The organism is Massilia arenae (genome assembly GCF_008014745.1).
GTDB lineage: Bacteria > Pseudomonadota > Gammaproteobacteria > Burkholderiales > Burkholderiaceae_D > Telluria > Telluria arenae.
In genome coordinates this window covers 129,286-148,716 of record NZ_VPFD01000006.1, presented here as the reverse complement: position 1 = coordinate 148,716, position 19,431 = coordinate 129,286, and the positions used below count along the sequence as shown (strand labels likewise).

General features: G+C 63.8%; 14 protein-coding genes and 1 pseudogene. 5 read left to right on the top strand and 10 right to left on the bottom strand.

Translation table 11 applies throughout. The features are described from left to right. Nucleotides 1–862: 862 nt before the first annotated feature. Nucleotides 863–2,494, bottom strand: coding sequence for a response regulator (locus FVD38_RS08060; RefSeq protein ID WP_147934338.1), 1,632 nt, complete (start codon nucleotides 2,492–2,494; stop codon nucleotides 863–865). 209 nt (nucleotides 2,495–2,703) lie between these two features. Here FVD38_RS08060 and purL point away from each other — a divergent pair, with 209 nt between their 5' ends. Beyond that, nucleotides 2,704–6,723 carry a phosphoribosylformylglycinamidine synthase gene (gene purL / locus FVD38_RS08055; protein WP_147934337.1) on the top strand — a complete coding sequence of 1,340 codons (4,020 nt, stop codon included), beginning with the start codon at nucleotides 2,704–2,706 and terminating at the stop codon, nucleotides 6,721–6,723. Nucleotides 6,724–7,518: 795 nt separating this feature from the next. Here the strand turns inward: purL and FVD38_RS26795 are convergent. After that, nucleotides 7,519–7,929: pseudogene (locus tag FVD38_RS26795) on the bottom strand (Hcp family type VI secretion system effector); the annotation flags it as partial. Between the two features lie 285 nt (nucleotides 7,930–8,214). Between FVD38_RS26795 and FVD38_RS08045 the strand changes: the two are divergent. Beyond that, nucleotides 8,215–9,279, top strand: coding sequence for a S41 family peptidase (locus FVD38_RS08045; protein ID WP_187271512.1), 1,065 nt, complete (start codon nucleotides 8,215–8,217; stop codon nucleotides 9,277–9,279). On the opposite strand, the gene FVD38_RS08040 is transcribed toward FVD38_RS08045, so the two are convergent. The 8 genes from FVD38_RS08040 to FVD38_RS08005 all read right to left on the bottom strand — a co-directional run bounded on the left by FVD38_RS08040 (nucleotide 9,280) and on the right by FVD38_RS08005 (nucleotide 15,025). Then, nucleotides 9,280–9,714, bottom strand: a complete 435-nt coding sequence (locus tag FVD38_RS08040) for a GNAT family N-acetyltransferase (protein WP_229493501.1) — start codon at nucleotides 9,712–9,714, stop codon at nucleotides 9,280–9,282. It abuts the gene before it with no gap. Further along, on the bottom strand, nucleotides 9,711–10,283 hold the full coding sequence (locus FVD38_RS08035; RefSeq protein WP_187271511.1) for a PH domain-containing protein: 573 nt from the start codon (nucleotides 10,281–10,283) through the stop codon (nucleotides 9,711–9,713). The genes FVD38_RS08040 and FVD38_RS08035 overlap by 4 nt, the downstream gene beginning before the upstream one ends. 164 nt (nucleotides 10,284–10,447) lie before the next feature. Further along, nucleotides 10,448–11,224 (bottom strand): peptidylprolyl isomerase, encoded by a 777-nt coding sequence (locus tag FVD38_RS08030; protein WP_147934333.1) that lies wholly within the window; start codon nucleotides 11,222–11,224, stop codon nucleotides 10,448–10,450. An 82-nt stretch (nucleotides 11,225–11,306) separates the two neighbouring features. Then, entirely contained in the window at nucleotides 11,307–12,086 is a 780-nt protein-coding gene (locus tag FVD38_RS08025; RefSeq protein ID WP_147934332.1) for a peptidylprolyl isomerase, read from the bottom strand. A gap of 106 nt (nucleotides 12,087–12,192) precedes the next feature. After that, the gene (locus FVD38_RS08020; RefSeq protein WP_147934331.1) at nucleotides 12,193–12,471 is read right to left on the bottom strand and encodes a BolA family protein; all 279 of its coding nucleotides are present in this window, start codon (nucleotides 12,469–12,471) and stop codon (nucleotides 12,193–12,195) included. Further along, nucleotides 12,468–13,103 (bottom strand): septation protein A, encoded by a 636-nt coding sequence (locus FVD38_RS08015; protein WP_123069775.1) that lies wholly within the window; start codon nucleotides 13,101–13,103, stop codon nucleotides 12,468–12,470. The genes FVD38_RS08020 and FVD38_RS08015 overlap by 4 nt, the downstream gene beginning before the upstream one ends. A gap of 10 nt (nucleotides 13,104–13,113) precedes the next feature. Then, nucleotides 13,114–13,509, bottom strand: a complete 396-nt coding sequence (gene msrB, locus FVD38_RS08010; RefSeq protein WP_147934330.1) for a peptide-methionine (R)-S-oxide reductase MsrB — start codon at nucleotides 13,507–13,509, stop codon at nucleotides 13,114–13,116. Nucleotides 13,510–13,561: 52 nt separating this feature from the next. Then, complete coding sequence (locus tag FVD38_RS08005) at nucleotides 13,562–15,025, bottom strand: protein adenylyltransferase SelO (protein ID WP_441294924.1); 1,464 nt, start codon at nucleotides 15,023–15,025, stop codon at nucleotides 13,562–13,564. 218 nt (nucleotides 15,026–15,243) lie between these two features. Between FVD38_RS08005 and FVD38_RS08000 the strand changes: the two genes are divergently transcribed. The 3 genes from FVD38_RS08000 to FVD38_RS07990 all read left to right on the top strand — a co-directional run bounded on the left by FVD38_RS08000 (nucleotide 15,244) and on the right by FVD38_RS07990 (nucleotide 19,394). Further along, a complete protein-coding gene (locus FVD38_RS08000; RefSeq protein WP_147934328.1) occupies nucleotides 15,244–16,896 on the top strand; it encodes a 3-(methylthio)propionyl-CoA ligase in 1,653 nt (550 codons plus the stop codon). A gap of 115 nt (nucleotides 16,897–17,011) precedes the next feature. Beyond that, nucleotides 17,012–17,209, top strand: coding sequence for a YqaE/Pmp3 family membrane protein (locus FVD38_RS07995; protein ID WP_109343581.1), 198 nt, complete (start codon nucleotides 17,012–17,014; stop codon nucleotides 17,207–17,209). A 94-nt stretch (nucleotides 17,210–17,303) separates the two neighbouring features. Beyond that, the gene (locus FVD38_RS07990; protein WP_147934327.1) at nucleotides 17,304–19,394 is read left to right on the top strand and encodes a 3-hydroxyacyl-CoA dehydrogenase NAD-binding domain-containing protein; all 2,091 of its coding nucleotides are present in this window, start codon (nucleotides 17,304–17,306) and stop codon (nucleotides 19,392–19,394) included. Nucleotides 19,395–19,431: the final 37 nt, after the last annotated feature.

The following is a 19,431-nucleotide window of genomic DNA, read 5'->3' as shown; positions in this document are numbered from 1 at the left end:
GGTGGCGACCGCCATGTCCGCCATGGTGGCCACGCCATCCGTGGCTGCCATGATAGTGGCCGCTGCCGTGGTGATGGCCGTGTCCGTAGTGGCGCGGGCCGCGGTCGTAGTACGAGAATTCCAGGCCGAGCGTCACGGGTGGATAGGCGTAGGCAGGGCTGCCGTAGGGATAGGCGCCGTAATAGGGGTAGGCCGGATAGTTGGAGTAACCGTAAGCGGGCGCATATGCGCCATCATAGGCCGCATAAGGCGGTCCGTAGGCAACGCAGCCTCCGAGACCGCATGCCACTAGTAGCGAAAGGATCAGGCGTTTCGCCGCGCCTATGATCTGCGGGTTCATGGCAGACCCTCACCGGGGGGGACGATGACCAATTCTAGTACCGTGCCGGAACCGCGGTGACGGCGGATTTGTAAGGAATTGCTACGATGATAGGGGAGGAGGGCGCGAAAAGCGATGATTCGAACTCAGCCGCCGATCGATCCATCGCGCAATGCGGGGAGCGTCCAGGCGGGCGCGTGATTCCATCTTCAAGGAAAATGCATGTCGCATCGATCGGTTTCACGGCTCCCCGTCTTAGTGCTATGCGGCGCATTGGGTGCCTGCAGCAGCACGACAACCGAAACACGATCCACGGCGAGTGCCGCAGTCCTTGCGCCAGGCGCCGCAGCGCCTCTGGCCGTGGTCGGCACGGCCTGGGACAATTTCAAGCACCGCAGTACCGTCATGTGGGCTTGCCGCGACCTTGCCAGTGGCGAGATGGTCTCGTCAAGCATGTGCTACGCCCTGCCCAAGAACGACCGACAGTGGCCGGGAATGGCGGTGCCGCCCGGCTACCGCGGCATGCCTGATCCTTGACCTTGGCTAGGCGGCAGCGATACCGTACTTGCGCCGCGCCGCCTGATACTCATCGGTCAACGCCACCAGCCGCGGATGCTGCGCATCCTGCGCCCGAATCCCTTCCAGCAGCTGGGCCGCGGTGTCGCCCAGCGGATGATCCCATCCCAGCTCGTTCACCTGGCGCAGGATGCCGCCGGCAGTAGCCACCATCACCTGCAGATTGTTCGGCGCGATGTGCAGCGCCTCGAGCAGGGTCTGCACCGCGCCGCGCACGTCGCCCATATTGCGCTTCTCGTCGGCCACGCCGAGCAGAATCTGCGCTTGCGCCCGCAGTTGCTGGCCCATGCCCTCGACCATGTCGGTGCGGCCGGCGTTGACGAACACGTGCATCGCCTGGTCGACCGAGATACCGTTGTTGGCCTCGTTCATCACCGTCAGCATGACGTTCGAAGCCTGTTCGTCGAGCTGGTGATCCAGGCAAGCCTTGGCCAGGTCCATGCGCAGGCCGGGCGAGGTCGCGCCGCCTGCGCGCACCGCCGTCACCGCCGCCTGCAACTCGGCCACCGCCGCGCCGGCGTTGCCGCTCTTGTCGAGCACCAGCGAGTTGGCATAGGCGCGGCAGGCGTCGGCCGCCGGGTTGCCGCGCATCGAGCGCTCCAGGTCGCGCACCACGCCGGTGGCGCCGAGCAGGTCGTCGCGCGTCACCAGCGCCTTGACCAGGTTGACGTGGTCCTCGGGATTGCGAAATTCGGAATAGCGGGCCTTGGTCACCACCTGGCGGAACGATTTTTCGGCGCCCTCGACGTCGCCTGCCGCGAGCGCCACTTCGCCCAGCTTGCGCAGGCGCCGCACCACGTGCGGCGAGATCGCCACCGCGTCTTCCAGCACCTTCTTGGCCAGGTCCGGCTCGTTGCTCGCCTCCAGGCAGCGCGCCAGCAGGTCGTAGCCGGCCATCAGGCGCGGATTGGCGACCAGTAGTTCGTCGAGGATGGCGCGGGCGTCGTCGACCTGGTCGAGTGCAAAAAAGGCGCGCGCCATGCCCAGCGCGGCCCAGCCGAGGGGACGCTCGGTCAGCACTTCGCGATAGACCTCGGCGGCCTCCTGGTGCTCGTTCAAGGTCGTGTGCAGTTCGGCGCGGATGCGGGCGAAGTCGGCGGCGTAGCGCGCTTGCGCGGCGGCGCCGTCGCGGCAGGCGGCGATCGCCTCGCGCAGCTTGCCCTGGGCTGCCAGCTGCCAGGCCGGGAGCAGGGCGGCGCGGCGCTCCAGCGCGCGCTTGATGCGGCCGCTGAGCATCTCCACCGTGAACGGTTTGAGGACGTAGTCGGTCGGCGTCAGCTCGGCCGCGCTGACTACCTTGTCGTAGACGCCTTCGGAGGTGAGCATGATGAAGATCGTCGAGGCCGAGATCAGGCGGTGATGGCGCAGGTCTTCCAGCAGCTGCTGGCCATCTTGCCCTTCGCCGCTGCCGCTGGCCAGGTCGTACTCGCACAGGATGACGTCGTAGGCGCGCCGCTGCAGCTGGCGGATGGCCGTGTTGGCGTTGATCGCGTACTCGACCTTGCCGATGCCGGCCAGGTTCAGCATGTTCTGCAGGCTGGTGCGCATTCCCGGGTTCGGGTCGACCACCAGCACCGCCAGGTTTCCATTCTCTTGCATCGTCGCTCTCGTCCAGGTCATCCGGCGCCTCGGTGAGGGCGCGGTTCAAATATTGTCTACCGTAAAGATACCGGCAAGTTTCAATTCGATCAAGGAAACTGCAGTGTCATATTGTCAGTCGGCCGACGGCCCGACCATAGTGCAACACTGTATAATAGCGGGCTATCTTCCACCCTAGCAGCCACGCTGCATCAACGACTGTCCAAGCCATGTTGATTCTGCCGGGTTCCAATGCCCTGTCCGCCTTCCGTAGCCAACGCCTCCTGAGCCAACTGCAAGCTGTCGCCCCGTCGATCGCCGCCGTCCAGGGACGCTTCTACCACTTCATCGACACCAGCACGCCGCTCTCCACCGACGACACGCAACGTCTATCGGCCATGCTCACCTATGGCGAGCCGGCGGCTGAAACGCTGTACGAGGGCGTGACCGAGGAGTTCTTCGTCATTCCGCGCCTGGGCACGATTTCGCCCTGGGCCTCGAAGGCGACCGACATCGCCCACAACTGCGGCATGGCCCACGTGCACCGCATCGAGCGCGGCGTCGGCTACACCGTGGTGCTCAAGAGCGGCATCCTGGGCAGCAGCTTCGGCGCCGCCAAGAAGCTCAGCGGCGAGGAACTGGAAGCCGTCAGCGCACTGCTGCACGACCGCATGACCGAATCGGTGCTGCGCAGCGCCGACGACGCCCAGCACCTGTTCAACGAACTCGAAGGCAAGCAGCTGGAAAGCATCGATGTGCTGGGCGCCGGTCGCGACGCGCTGGTGCGCGCCAACACGGAACTCGGCCTGGCGATGTCGGAAGACGAAGTCGACTACCTGCACGAAGCCTTCACCAAGGCCCAGCGCAACCCGACCGACGTCGAGCTCATGATGTTCGCGCAGGCGAACAGCGAGCACTGCCGCCACAAGATCTTCAACGCCGACTGGATCATCGACGGCGTCAAGCAGGATAAGTCGCTGTTCGGCATGATCAAGAACACGCACCAGCTGAACCCGCGCGGCACCGTGGTCGCGTATAGCGACAACTCGTCGATCATCGAAGGCGCCACCGTCACCCGCTTCTTCCCGCGCGACGGCCAGGAATACGGTGCGTCGACCGAGTTGGTGCACACCCTGATGAAGGTCGAAACCCACAACCACCCGACCGCCATTTCCCCATTCCCGGGCGCCTCGACCGGCGCCGGCGGCGAGATCCGCGACGAGGGCGCGACCGGCCGCGGCGCCAAGCCGAAGGCCGGCCTGACCGGCTTCACGGTGTCGAACCTGCTGCTGCCGGACGCCCAGCGTCCTTGGGAAAACGCGTCGGACGTGACCAGGGCCGAGCGCAGCGACGCAGTCTATGGCAAGCCGGAGCGCATCGCCTCGCCGCTGCAGATCATGATCGACGGCCCGATCGGCGGCGCCGCCTTCAGCAATGAATTCGGCCGTCCGGTCCTGGGCGGTTACTTCCGCGCCTACGAGCAGAACGTCGGCGCCGCGAATGCGGTCTACGGCTACCACAAGCCGATCATGATCGCCGGCGGTATCGGCAGCATCTCGGCCCAGCACACCCACAAGGATGAGATCCCGGTCGGCAGCCTGCTGATCCAATTGGGTGGTCCGGGCATGCGCATCGGCATGGGCGGCAGCGCCGCTTCGTCGATGGCCACCGGCACCAATACCGCCGACCTGGACTTCGACTCGGTCCAGCGCGGCAATCCGGAGATGGAACGCCGCGCGCAGGAAGTCATCAACGGCTGCTGGCAGCTGGGCGAGAACAACCCGATCATCTCGATCCACGACGTCGGCGCCGGCGGCCTGTCGAACGCCTTCCCGGAAATCGTCAACGACGCCAAGCGCGGCGCGATTTTCGACCTGCGCAAGGTGCCGCTGGAAGAGAGCGGTCTGGCGCCAAAGGAAATTTGGTCGAATGAATCGCAAGAGCGATATGTGTTGGCGATTTCGCCAGAAAGCCTTGCAAAATTTGCATCGCTGTGCGAGCGCGAGCGCTGCCCGTTCGCCGTGGTCGGCACCGCCACCGAAGAGCGCCAGCTGAAACTGATCGACGATCAAGAAGGCAACGCGCCGGTCGACATGCCGATGGACGTTTTGCTCGGCAAACCGCCGAAGATGCTGCGCGACGTCGAACACGTCCAGCACGCTTTCCCGCCGGTGGACCTGACCGGCATCGAACTGCCGGAAGCGGCGCGCCGCGTGCTGCTCAACCCGGCTGTGGCCGATAAATCGTTCCTGATCACCATCGGCGACCGTAGCGTCGGCGCCACCAGCGTGCGCGACCAGATGGTCGGCCCGTGGCAGGTTCCGGTTGCCGACTGCGCCGTGACCGCAATGTCCTTCGAGGGCTTCCTGGGCGAGGCGATGGCGATGGGCGAGCGCACCCCGCTGGCCGTGATCGACGCCGCCGCATCGGGCCGCATGGCCGTGGGCGAGGCGATCACCAATATCGCGGCCGCCGCGATCGACGACATCTCGGACATCAAGCTGTCGGCCAACTGGATGGCGGCCTGCGGCCAGCCAGGCCAGGACGCTGCACTGTTCGACACCGTCAAGGCCGTCGGTATGGAACTGTGCCCGGCGCTGGGCGTGTCGATCCCGGTGGGTAAAGATTCGCTGTCGATGCGCACCACCTGGAACGACGAAGGCCAGAACAAGGCCGTCATTTCTCCGGTGTCGCTGATCGTGTCCTCGTTCGCGCCGGTCGTGGACGTGCGCCGTTCGCTGACTCCGCAACTGCGCACGGATAGTGGCGACAGTGCCCTGATCCTGGTCGACCTTGGTCGCGGCAAGAACCGCCTGGGCGCCTCGATCCTGGCGCAAGTGACGCAGCAGCTGGGCGACTCGGTGCCGGACGTCGATTCGCCGCAAGACCTGAAAGCCTTCTTCGTCGCGATCCAGCAGCTGAACAAGGACGGCAAGCTGCTGGCCTACCACGACCGCTCGGACGGCGGCCTGTTCGCAACGCTCACCGAGATGGCCTTCGCCGGCCGCACCGGTGTGTCGGTCAACCTCGACATCCTGACCATGGAAGGCGAGCACGCTTCTGACTGGGGCGACGCCAAGAACTGGGCCGGCCAGGTTGCCGAGCGCCGCAACGAGATGACCTTGCGCGCGCTGTTCAGCGAAGAGCTGGGCGCCGTGATCCAGGTGCGCGCAGACGACAAGAGCGCCGTGATGAATGTGCTGCGCGACCAGGGCCTGGGCGCCTGCAGCCACATCATCGGCAAACTGAACGACCGCGGCGCGATCGAGTTTACGCGCGATGCCAAGGTGATCTACAACGAGTCGCGCAGCAATCTGCACCGCCTGTGGAGCGAGACCAGCTGGCGCATCGCGCGCCTGCGCGACAACCCGGCCTGCGCCGACTCGGAATACGACCGCCTGCTGGACGAAACCGATCCGGGCATGCAGCCGAAGATCACCTTCGACCTGGCGGACAACGTCGCCGCGCCGTTCATCGCGACCGGCGTGCGTCCGCGCGTGGCGATCCTGCGCGAGCAGGGCGTCAACTCGCATATCGAGACCGCGTGGGTGATGCACCAAGCGGGCTTTGCCGCGATCGACGTCCACATGAGCGACCTGATCGCCGGCCGCGCCAAGCTGGATGATTTCCACGGCATCATCGCCGTCGGCGGCTTCTCGTACGGCGACGTGCTGGGCGCGGGCGAGGGCTGGGCCAAGACCATCCTGTTCAACCCGCTGCTGTCGGAACAGTTCGCGAAGTTCTTCCAGCGCCAGGACACCTTCGGCCTGGGCGTCTGCAACGGCTGCCAGATGATGAGCAACCTGAAGTCGATCATCCCGGGCGCGCAGGCGTGGCCGAAGTTCACCCGCAACAAATCGGAACAGTTCGAAGCGCGCTTCGGCATGGTCGAGGTGCTGGATTCGGCGTCGATCTTCTTCGCGGGCATGGCCGGCACGCAGGCGCCGATCGCGATCGCCCACGGCGAAGGCTTCGCCGATTTCTCGCTGACCGGCGACTTGAACGCGGTCAACCAGGCGATGCGTTTCGTCGACAACCGCGGCCAGGCGACCGAAGTGTATCCGTTCAATCCGAACGGCTCGCCGGGAGGCTTGACATCGGTGACCACCGATGACGGCCGCTTCACCGTGCTGATGCCGCATGCGGAGCGTGTGTTCCGCGCGGCGACGCATTCGTGGGCGCCGGAATCGTGGGGCGATGAGTCGCCGTGGATGCGCATGTTCCGCAATGCGCGCAAGTGGGTTGGCTGATCGGAGAAGAGCGGATCGACGCGGCACTGTCGAGGCAAGCTGTCACGGCTTGCCTCGGCGGCGCGAGTGACGCCAGCGTGTAGTTGATGGGCCCGGTCGATATTTCGCCCGGGCCTTTTTCTATCGCCGCGCGCTTTTGGTCAGATAGGGTTGCAAGGCTTGCGCCAGCTCGGGCGGTAGAGTATCCCGATCGATGCGTTGATTCGCGAACTCTGTCTCAAGACGGTCAGCACCTCCGAATGCGCGGACGAGCCGCGCCGTCACGTCGTGTGCCAGGAGTTTCAGAATTGGCTGGGGTAGCTCATCATCAAAAAGTCGGTCGTCAAAAACTTGCCTTGCCGAATCGATGATGGTGCACATCGAGCCTTCGATCGAAAAGACGATACCCAAGCCGTCGGTCTGGTATCGCTGGTGTGGAAAGGGCGCCGCTGTACGTATTTCGTATCCCCCAATGACGTAATAGGTTCTGTTCGACGAGTCACTGGCCTTGCCGAACACGTACCACACGGCCCTGCCGTTCTCGTCGTCCGATAAGGTCGGGCAACTGGCAATCGCACTTGGAGGAAGTCGTTCGAACCCGATCTTGGCCGATTCGTAGCGCAAGCCAAACACGGGCTCACGCAGTATGCGGGGTGGGGTATCCGTCGATGCCCATGACTCCACCATACTGCAGAGCAGTAAGGCGCACAGGGCGATTGTTCTAGTGGCGATAGAAGACATGGCTTGGCTTGTTGCGACGGTAACCCGCACCCGACCAGAAATCTCGCTGTTTGAAGTCGGAGATCCAGATCTGGCTTTCCATTTTACTCTCGAGAATTTCAGGCAGATATTTTCTGTCATGCCGATGCCTGGCCTGATTCCCAGCTTGACCATGCCGATCAAGACGTTTTCCAGTTCCATTTCAAAATATTTGACCGGGATACCGTCGCCATCCGCACGCATGAACTCGAATACCGCTTTTGGAATGGTCTTCCCCATTGCGCAGTACTGGAGCAGGATCGGCGTCGACATGTCCGTCAATTTAGATAAGAGCACGTCGTCGAGCTCGGCGCGTTCGGCGGTATGGCCACCTGCGGTCGATGCGGTCGCACTGCGCGGCTGATCTACGCCAAAGTTCACGGAGTAGCATTCGATCCATCCTCGGTGCTGCTCGTCCTGGGATTCGCCTTTGATGCCATCTATTCGCAAGTAAGCGTCGATTGCCATGTCGAGGATCGTTAGTGGTTGAATTGTCGTGAGGCGATACACAACGCATTGTCCATCGATGGCGGACAGAGCGGGTGTATGAAGATCAAGCCGCCTGTCATACCTCTCGAATTTGGAATTGGAGGGCCTTGCTGCCACCTGCAACGGGACGCGTGACGGTGCGTTGAAAGTCCCCGCAAGTGGGGTGGCTGAGCAATCATGCATCGATCATGAATGCATCTTCGTAGGCGTTTTTTTGTGCCGCCGCGATGTACACTGCGTCGAGCCCAACAACGATTGAAGACTATGAACCCGATCCTCGTCCGTCCGCTGTGCGCATTGATCATGACGCTTTCCACCGCCGCGAGCGTTGCGGCCGACGGCATGAAGGTCGACGCCGCGACCCGCTCCAGCATCGTCAGCGGGCTGGCACAGGCGATCGACGAGCAGTACGTTTTCCCCGACAAGGCGAAACTGGTCGTCAAGCGCCTGGAGGCGAAGGAGAAGAGCGGTGCGTATGCTGACATCTCGACGATGGAGGAGCTGGCCACCGCCCTGACCGCCGACCTGCACGAGCCAACCAGGGACTTGCATCTGAGGGTCAGGGTCAGCGCGCAGCCGCTTCCGGAGATTGCCCCCGAGCCAACGCCCGAGATGGAAAAAATGATGCTCGCGTACTATAAGGCCTCGAACTTCGGCGTCCGCAAGATCGAGACGCTGCCGGGAAATATCGGCTATATCGACCTGAGGATGTTCGCCTCGGTCGACGCCGCCAAGGACACCATCGGCGCCGCAATGCAGGTGGTCGCCGACACCGACGCCCTGATCGTCGACCTGCGCGCCAACGGCGGGGGCGATCCGCAGACGGTCGCCTTCATGTCGAGCTACCTGTTCGACAAGCGCACCCACCTCAACGACATGCTCTGGCGCCAGGACGGACGCCGCGAGTCGTTCTGGACCCAGGACGAGGTGCCGGGCAAGCGCTTCGGCGGCCAGAAGAAGATCTATGTCCTCACCAGCAAGAAGACCTTCTCGGGCGCGGAAGAATTCAGCTACAACATGCAACAGCTGAAGCGCGGAACGCTTGTCGGTGAGACGACCGGCGGCGGCGCCCACCCGGGCGGCATGCATCGCCTGCATCCTCATGTTTCCGTCTTCATCCCGACGGGCCGCGCAATCAATCCGATCAGCAAATCGAACTGGGAGGGCACGGGCGTGATTCCCGACGTGCCGGTGGCGGCGGACGACGCCCTGCGCACGGCGGAGCGCCTGGCATTGACGGCGCTTCTGCAGCAGCCGCGCGACGCCATGCATGCCGACCTGCTGCGCAAGCGCCTGGCCGAAGTCGGCAAGCAGGGCAAGGCCGGCTAGTCAGGGCACTGGGCGCGCCAGCGTGTAGCGCACGTCGGCGGCGCCGGCGTTGCCCCCGGTCCAGCCCTGACGCGCATAGAACAGGTCGGCCCGCGTGCCGGCGCCAGTATCGAGCGTTATCTCGGCGTAGCCCGATTCGAACAGCCATGCCGTCGCCAGTGCGAGCAAGGCTTTCGCCAGCCCCTTGCCCTCATGTGCGGGGTCGACGAACAGCGCCCAGATCGAGCCATCCAGGCTGTTGGCGTAGCTGAACGCCACAGTGGCCCCATCGACCTGGGCGATCCAGCCGCGTCCGTCGCGTTCCAGGAAATCCTCGTACATCTGCCGCGTGACTCGGCCCGGGTCGCGCAGGCGATTCTCATTGACGGCCAGTCGTATGCGCGACATCGCCGGTATGTCGTCGACAGTGGCCCGCCTGAAGATCGCGCCTGTCATGGCCATATCCTGTGCAGCTTGCCTCGTGCGGCGTGCTCGAGCAAGTCGTGCGCGCGCGGGTCGATGCGTGCCGCAGGAACATGCCGGAGCACATGAGCGGCAAATTCCGGAAGACCCATCTGCATCCCGGTGACCCGCACCATGACGCCAGATTCAAGCTCGAGCCGGTACCAGTTCATGCGCTTGTTGAAGGCGACACGCCGGACGTCGCTCCAGCGGAAGTATCCTCGTTTGCCCAGCGTGCGGCCGTATGCCATTCCGTCGTCATCGATCACATGACGCGCCAGGTAATAGTCGCTGATGAGATACAGGGAGAGCACCGTCATCGCGCAGCCGACCACGAACGGAATCGGACCGCCGGTTTCGGTGTACGAACCGTAGAGCATCCCGATGGACATCGCGAGGCAGACGATGCCGACGATGAGAAGTGGCGTCGGCTGCCTGAGCGTGCGTGCCTCGCTTGCAGGCCGGTCGCGCAGGCGACTGCGGGCGAACCAGCGCATCATGAACGTCATGGCGACAATCCAGAAGACGACCTGGAACAGAATGCCGAAGTAATCAAAATCCATTGAGGTATGCCAAGGAAAAACCGCAACGATAGCAGATAGGTCCACGCACGAAATGCACGGATATTCACATCGGGTAGGGCAGTGGCGATACGACGTGAGCGCAAGGTACACGACCATAAAAAAGCGCCCCCTCAGGAGCGCTCTTCGATGCCGCCAACCGGCGATTACTGCACCTTGGCCTTCTTGACCAGGCTCTCGCGGTAGGCAGCCAGCTGACGCTGCTGCAGGCCTTCCGCGACTTGCTGCTTGACTTCTTCCAGCGGCGGGACCTTGGTCGCGCGCACGTCTTCCAGCTTGATGACGTGGAAGCCGAACTGCGACTTCACCGGGGTCTCGGTGATGGCGCCTTTTTGCAGGGCGACCATGGCTTTCGAGAACTCAGGCACGTAGGTAGCCGGGCTTGCCCAGCCGAGGTCGCCGCCGTTCTGGGCGCTGCCATCTTTCGACTGCTTGGCCAGCTCTTCGAACTTGGCGCCGCCTTTCAGCTTGCCGATGATGTCCTTGGCGGTGGCTTCGGAATCGACCAGGATGTGGCGGGCGTGGTATTCCTTGTCGCCGATCATGGCCTTCTGCTTGTCGTACTCGGCCTTGATCTCGGCATCCTTGACCGGGTTCTTCTTGACGTAGTCGGCCAGCATCGCATTGATGATGATGCTCTGGCGGGCGTTGTCGATGGCCGACTTGACGTCGGCGCGGTTGCCGATGTTCTGCTTGTCGGCTTCCTGGATCAATACTTCACGGCTAATCAGGTCGTTCTTGATCGCGGTGCGCAGGTCAGGGGAATCGGTGGCGCGGCCCTGGGCGACGACTTGCTTGACCAGCTGGTCGACCCTCGCTTGCGGGATCGCCTTGCCATTGACGGTTGCAGCGTTTTGCGCGAGTGCAGGCAGGGCAGCCAATGCGGTCATGGCTAACAACAGGCGGGCTGGCTTCAAAATCATTGTTGAGATCCTATATAAACACGATAAGTATCGCCGCAGGCGACGAGAGCCGGCGCAAACTCAGCACCGGCGACAGCACATATTACTGCACCTTTGCCTTTTTGACCATTTGCTCCTGGTAGTCACGCAGCTTCTGCTGGGACAGATTCTCGGTCAGCTGTGGCTTGACTTCGTCCAGGCTCGGGAACTTGACCGGACGGGTGTCGTCCAGCTTGATCACGTGGAAGCCGGCGTTGGTCTTGACCGGCACGTCGGTGATCGCGCCTTTCTGCAGCTTGGTGAAGCCGGCCGAGAATTCCGGCGGCAGCGCGCCCGGGGTGACCCAGTCCAGGTCGCCGCCGTTGCCGGCGGTACCGGTGTCCTTCGAGGTCTTGGCCATTTCTTCGAACTTGGCGCCGCCTTTCAGCTTGCCGATGGCGGCCTTGGCTTCGTCTTCGGTCGTGAACAGGATGTGGCGCACATGGTATTCCTTGTCGCCGGTTTCGGCCTTGACCTTGTCGTACTCGGCCTTGATCTGGGCGTCGCTCACCGGATTCTTGGTGATGTATTCGCGGGCCAGGGCGTTGACGACGATCGACTGGCGGGCGTTATCCAGCGCTTCGCGCACTTCGGGCTTCTTGTCGTAGCCTTGCTTGACGGCTTCCTGCATCAGCACTTCGCGGGCGATCAGGTCGTTCTTGACGGCTTCGCGCAGTTCTGGCGAATCCTGGTTCTGGCCCTGGGCCACGACCTGCTTGATGACGGCTTCGGCGCGCGACGAAGGGATCGCCTTGCCATTCACCACTGCGAGGTTCTGGGCGAAAGCGGGAGCCGATGCAACGGCGACAAGGGCTAACAGCAGGCGAGCTGGCTTAAAGGTCATGTGTGTTCCTGTAGCGGGGATAGTTGCTGGACGAGATTAGATGTGTTCTTGTGACTAGCAGTGTAAATTGTCGGGCAAATTACTTAAAGCTGCCTGAAGCCGAGGCTCAGGACAGCTCGGAAGGCGCGACCGCATGGATGGCGAGCGCGTGGATTTCCGCCTTGTTGATCATATCGTGAACGGCATCATACACAAGACGATGGCGCATGACTAGCTTGAGGCCTTCAAAGCGGGAGGACACGATTTTGACCGTGTAATGGCTGCCGCCGGTGTTGCCGGCATGGCCGGCATGCAGGTGCGAGTCGTCGATGATCTCGAGCGACGCCGGGGCCAGTTCGGCCTCGAGGATGGTGCGCAGGCGTGCTTCGCGGTCTATGGTGGTCATGCTTCTTCCTCCTTGATGTATTTCGAAAGCATCATCATCTGGATCACGATGAATCCGAACATGATGCCGGTAAAGCCGAACAGCTTGAAGCTGACCCAGGCGCTGGTGTCGTTACGGAAGACCACGAAAGCCATCAACAAGTTCAGCAGGCCCATACCGGCGAAGAACAGGATCCAGCTGTAGCCGAGCCGGTTCCACACCAGGTCGGGCAGCTTGATATTGGCCTCCATCACGGAGCGCATCAGGTTCTTCTTGTAGAACACCTGCGCCACCAGCAGGGCAACGGCGAAGGCCCAGTACAGAATAGTCGGCTTCCATTTGATAAACAGGTCGTCATGGAAGTAGATCGTGGCGCCGCCGGCGACCAGGATCACGGCCATCGACAGCCACAGCATATTGTCGACCTTGCGGCCTCGCACCAGCAGGTAGCCGACCTGCAGCGCGGTGGCGACGATCGCCACTGCCGTGGCCAGCAGGATCGCCGACTGTGCGGGGGGCACGGCGCCGCCTGCGATCAGGCCACCCAGGTAGTCGACGGCCAGGCGGTGCGCCCACTCCTGGTTGCTGTCGCCGTACTTATAGACGCCAAAGAACAGAAGGACCGGGAACAGGTCGAACAGAAATTTCTTCACCGCGTCACCTTCAGATCGGTTCGAACCGCATCGAAGCGGAATTGATGCAATAGCGCAGGCGGGTCGGCGGCGGGCCGTCCGGGAACACGTGGCCCAGGTGGGCGTCGCACACGCCGCAGATGACTTCGGTGCGTACCATGCCGTGCGTGCGGTCGACCTTCTCGATCACATTCGCCGGGTCCAGGGCCTTGAAGTAGCTGGGCCAACCGCAGCCCGAGTCGAACTTGGTGTCCGATTCGAACAAAGGGGTATCGCAGCACACGCAGTGATAAATGCCGTGTTCGTGGTGGTCCCAGTACTTGCCGGTGAAGGCGCGCTCGGTGGCGGCGTGGCGGGTCACCTGGTATTCCATCGGGTCGAGCTGGTCGCGCCACTCGGCGTCGGTCTTGGTCACTTTGTCGGTCATGATTCTCTTTCGTGGTATCAGAGGCTGGGCCCGGATGCGGCCCAAGCGAGGCTCAGGACGAGCAGCTCACCTCGAGGTGGGCCGCCCAGTCCGGCGGCAGGGCCGCATAGGATTCATTCTCGGGCTGTTCGTCGAACGGGCGTTCCAGCACGGCCAGCAGCTTGTGCACGCCACTGAAATCGCCGTTCTGCGCCTGTTCGATGGCGATCTGCGCCAGGTAGTTGCGCAGGATGTATTTTGGATTGGCCGCGTGCATGGCCTCGCGCCTGGCCGGGTCGCTGCTGCCTTCCTGGCGCAGGCGGGCGCGGTATTCACCGGTCCAGGCGTCGAAGGCCGCGCGGTCGATGAAGAGGTCGCGCAGGGGTTCGTCAGCTGCCGGTTCGTCGACCTTCAGTTCGCCCAGGCGGCGGAAGAACAGCGTGAAATCGGCGTGGTTGTCCTGCAGCAGCGTGAACATATTGTCGAACAGCGCCGCATCGCCATCGCGCGTTTCCTTCAGTCCGAGCTTGGCGTGCAGCAGGGTGTCGAGCTGGCGGCCAAATTCTGGACGATAGACGTCGAGCGCCTCCTCGGCCGCCTCGGGCTCGCCGATCAGCGGCAGCAGGGCATTGGCCAGCGCATAGCAGTTCCAGTGGCCCACCGGCACCTGGTTGGCATAGGAATAGCGCCCGCCCTGGTCGGTGTGGTTGCAGATGTGCTTGGCGTCGAAGGCTTCCATGAAGCCGAACGGGCCGTAGTCCAGGGTCAGGCCCAGGATCGACATATTGTCGGTGTTCATCACGCCATGCATGAAGCCGACCGCCTGCCAGTGCGCGATCATGCGCGCGGTGCGGCGGGTGACTTCGGCCAGCAGTTCCTTGTACGGGTTGGCGGCGTCCTGGAATTGCGGGTAGAACTGGCGGATGACGTAGTCGGCGAGCGTCTTGAGCTCGGTCTCTTTCCCGCGCGACGCCCAGTGCTCGAAGGAGCCGAAGCGCACGAAGGTGGGCGCCATGCGCGTGACGACCGCGGTGCTTTCCATGGTTTCGCGCGCCACCTGCTGCGACGAACCGGTGACCATCAGCGCGCGCGTGGTCGGGATGCCGAGCGCGGCCATGGCTTCGGAGCACAGGAATTCGCGGATCGACGAGCGCAGCACGGCGCGGCCGTCGCCCATGCGCGAATACGGCGTGCGGCCGGCGCCTTTCAGTTGCAGCTCCATCGGACCGTTCGGCGTGGCGAGCTCGCCCAGCGTGATCGCGCGGCCGTCGCCCAGCTGGCCGGCCCAGACGCCGAACTGGTGGCCGGAATACACGGCGGACAGGGGCTGCGAACGCGCCGCGACCTTGTTGCCGGTAAACACGTCGACAAAGTCTGGGCGAGCGAGATCGGCCGCATCCAGCCCGATCAGGGCGGCGGCAGGGCCGCTCGCCGCCACGAAATGAGGTGAGGGCAGCGGCGTCGGCATGAGGCGCGTGTAGAACGCCGGTGGCAATTCGGCGAACGAATTGTTCAGTGGAAGTTCGTCGGCAGTGATGGCAGTGTCCGTGGCAAAGTGGTCAAGATTGGCGGATTTTACCGCACCAGGCCGATTCTATTCGCGCACCCGTGCGATATGGGCCGGCGTTACATCCGGTAACCGCTCATTGCCGATCTGGCTCAATGAGTTGATGCGGTGCATCATCGAATCCGATTGACGGGGGCACGCTTCGCGAACGACACTTTTCGTGTTGCCATTCTATTCACGGAGAGCCGATGCACTCGTACCCGATGAGTCCCCTGCAAGGCCAGATGATGGATGAACCGCTGCTCATCTCGGGCATCCTGGAGTTCGCGGCGCGCCATTACGGCGATACCGAGATCGTCTCGCGCCGGGTCGAGGGCGACCTGCACCGCTACACCTACCGCGATTGCGCGCGCCGCGCGCGCCAGTTGGCCAGTGCCCTTGGCGCGCTCGGCATCGGGATGGGCGAGCGCGTCGCGACCCTGGCCTGGAACGGCTACCGCCACCTGGAACTGTACTATGGCGTGTCCGGCTCGGGCGCGGTGCTGCATACGATTAATCCGCGCCTGCATCCTGACCAGGTGGCCTATATCGTCAACCACGCCGATGACCGCGTACTGTTCTTCGACCTGACCTTCCTGCCGGCCATCGAAGCCATGGCGCGCCAATGCAAGACGGTCAAGGCCTACGTCGCGCTGTGCGGGCGCAAGCACATGCCGCCGGCCGGCGCGATCCCCGGCCTGCTGTGCTATGAAGACCTGATCGAACGAGAGTCCAGCGACTACGACTGGCCGCAGTTCGACGAGCGGTCGGCGGCAGCCCTGTGCTACACCTCCGGCACGACCGGCAATCCGAAAGGCGCCCTGTACTCGCACCGTTCGACGGTGCTGCACGCCTATGCCTCTGCGATGCCGAACGCCCTGAGTGTCTCAAGTGCCGACGTGGTGCGGCCGGTGGTGCCGATGTTCCATGTGAATGCCTGGGGGCTGCCGTACTCCGCGCCGCTGGCCGGCGCCAAGCTGGTGTTCCCGGGGCCTGCGCTGGACGGCAAGTCGCTGTACGAGCTGTTCGAGGCCGAGGGCGTGACTTTTTCGGCCGGCGTGCCGACGGTCTGGCTCGGCCTGATCAACCACGTTCTTGCCAACGACTTGCGATTCTCGACCTTCCGCCGCACCGTGATCGGTGGTTCGGCCTGTCCGCCGGCCATGATGGATGCCCTGATCGACCGCCTGGGTGTGCAGGTGGTGCACGCCTGGGGCATGACCGAGATGTCGCCGCTCGGTACCGCCTGCAAGCTGCTGGCCAAACACAGGGAGTTGCCGCAGGAGGCGCAGCGCGCCGTGCTGCGCAAGCAAGTCCACGCGATCTACGGCGTCGACATGAAGATCGTCGACGACGACGGCACCGAACTGCCGTGGGACGGTGCGACCTATGGCCACCTGCTGGTCAAGGGGCCGTGGGTGGTGTCCGGGTACTTTCGGGGTGAGGGCGGCGACGTGCTGCAGGACGGTTGGTTCCCGACCGGCGACGTCGCCACGATCGATGCCGACGGCTACCTGGCGATCACCGACCGCAGCAAAGATGTAATCAAGTCGGGCGGCGAGTGGATCGGTACGATCGACCTCGAAAATGTCGCGATGTCGCACCCGGCAGTGCTGCAGGCGGCCTGCATCGGCGTGCAGCATCCGAAGTGGGCCGAACGGCCCTTGCTGGTGGTGGTGCGCCGGCCCGGCATGGAGGTCTCGCGCGAGGAGTTGATCGACTGGTTCGGCGGCAAGGTGGCCAAGTGGTGGACGCCGGACGACGTGGTGTTCGCCGAAAGCCTGCCGGTGGGCGGTACCGGCAAGATCCAGAAGAACAAGCTGCGTGAAACGTATGCGGGGCACAGGCTGCCGACGGCCTGATGCCATTCCAGGTCGGGGCGAGAAGCGGTGCGCCAGACACCAACGGGGCGCGGCGAAGAAGCACGGACAGGTAGACTGTTATCACTTTTGATAACTTTAGCTTACTGGATCTTCAATGCGCCTGCTCATCGCCCTCATCCTCCCCTGGCTCACCTTCTTCACCATCGGCCGCCCGATCGCCGGCATCATCTGCCTGATCCTGCAAATCACGCTGGTCGGCTGGCTGCCTGCAGCGATCTGGGCTGTCTACGCCCTGAGCCAGTACAAGACCGACCAGAAGATCGAGCGCGCACGCCAGCAACGGGAGTTTTGACCGGTGCCAGCTGTTGCCTGAATAGTACGTTCGTGCATTTTCTCCGGTATAGTGGGCGGTTCATCCAGCACCACCCACGAGGAGAAGCAGAGACATGAGCGCCGACTACCAGGTCCACGGCAGCGTTGCCGTCATCACCCTGAACAACCCGCCGGTCAATGGCCTCGGGCTCGCGACCCGCAGCGCCGCCGTGCAGGGCGTGCAGGCCGCCGAAAGCGATCCGGCGGTCAAGGCGATCGTGCTCACCGGCGCCGGCAAGGCCTACTCGGGCGGCGCCGACATCCGCGAATTCAATTCTCCGAAGGCGCTCACCGAACCGACCCTGCACTCGCTGATCCGGGTAGTCGAAAATTCCTCCAAGCCGGTCGTGGCGGCGATCCACAGCGTGGCCATGGGCGGCGGCCTGGAGCTGGCGCTGGGTTGCCACTACCGCGTGGCGCTGCCGGGCGCGCAGATCGCGCTGCCAGAAGTCAAATTGGGCCTGATCCCGGGCGCCGGCGGCACCCAGCGCCTGCCGCGCCTGCTCGGCCTGGAAAAAGCGCTCGGCATGATCGTTGGCGGCAGCCCGATCCTGTCCGAGAAGCTGGCCGGTTCGCTGCTGTTCGATGAAGTTTTCAGCGCCGGCACCGAGCTGCTGCCGGCCGCCATCGCCTTCGCCGAAAAAGTCGCCGATGCGCGTCCGCTGCCGAAGGTGCGCGATCGCGCCGTGAAACACCCCGATGCGGCCGGCTTCCTGGCGTCCGCGCGGGCGCAGGTGGATGGCGCCGCTGGCCCGTTCCCGGCGCCGCGCGCCTGCGTCGAAGCGGTGGCGGCCTCGGTGACGGCCGACTCGTTCGAGGATGGCCTGCGCTTCGAGCGCGAGCGCTTCATTCAACTCACCACCACGAGCGAGTCGAAGGCGCTGCGCCATGCCTTCTTCGCCGAACGTTCGGCCGGCAAGGTGCCCGACGTACCGGCCGACACTCCGCTGCGCATCATCGCGACGGCGGCCGTCGTCGGCGGCGGCACCATGGGTGCGGGAATCGCCATGAACTTCGCCAATGCCGGCATCCCGGTGACGATCCTCGAGATGAAGCAGGACGCCCTCGACAACGGGCTAGCCGCGATCCGCATGGTGTATGAGAGCGGCGTACGCAAGGGCAAGCTGGCGGCTGAGCAGCTCGAACAGCGCATGGCCATGATCAAGGGCACGCTGTCCTACGATGCCATCGCCCAGGCCGACATCGTGGTCGAAGCGGTGTTCGAGGACATGGGCGTCAAGGAGCTCGTGTTCCGCGAGCTGGACAAGGTCATGAAGCCGGATGCGATCCTGGCCACCAATACCTCGACGCTCGACGTCAACCGGATCGCCGCTTTCACGCGGCGCCCGCAGGACGTGATCGGGCTGCATTTCTTCAGCCCGGCTCACGTGATGAAGCTGCTCGAGATCGTGCGTGGCGCGCAGACCGGCAAGGACGTGCTGGCCACCGCGCTGGTGCTGTCGAAAAAACTGAAGAAGACGGGCGTGGTGTCGGGCGTATGTGATGGTTTCATCGGCAATCGCATGCTGGAGCAGTACCTGCGCCAGGCGGTGTTCCTGCTGGAAGAAGGTGCGCTGCCGGAGCAGGTCGACCGCGCCATCGAGGCCTTCGGCTTCGCGATGGGACCGTTCCGCATGAGCGATTTGGCCGGCAACGACATCGGCTGGCAGATCCGCAAGCGCCGCGCCATCGAGTCGCCGGGCTTCACTTATTCGAAGCTGCCGGACCTGCTGTGCGAACAGGGCCGTTTCGGGCAAAAGACCAAGGCTGGCTGGTACGACTACCGCGTGGGCGAGCGCAAGGCAGTGCCGTCGGATACGGTGAACGATATGGTGGTGCGCCATTCGGCTGACATCGGCGTGACGCGGCGCGCGGTTGCCGACGAGGAGATCGTCGAGCGTCTGGTGTATGCACTGGTGAACGAAGGCGCGAAGATCATCGAGGAAGGGATCGCGCTGCGCGCTTCCGACGTCGACATGGTCTACCTGAGCGGATATGGCTTCCCGCTGCATCGGGGCGGGCCGATGTTCTATGCAGACAGCGTCGGCTTGCCGCAGGTGCTGGCGGCGGTCGAGCGCTTTGCGCAGGGACGTCAGGGCGAGGCATGGCAGCCGGCGCCGTTGCTGGCGCGATTGGCGCCACTCGGCCAGGGTTTCAACGGTTAAGGATCGACGCCGGCTTGCGCCGGTTCGAAAAAAATGC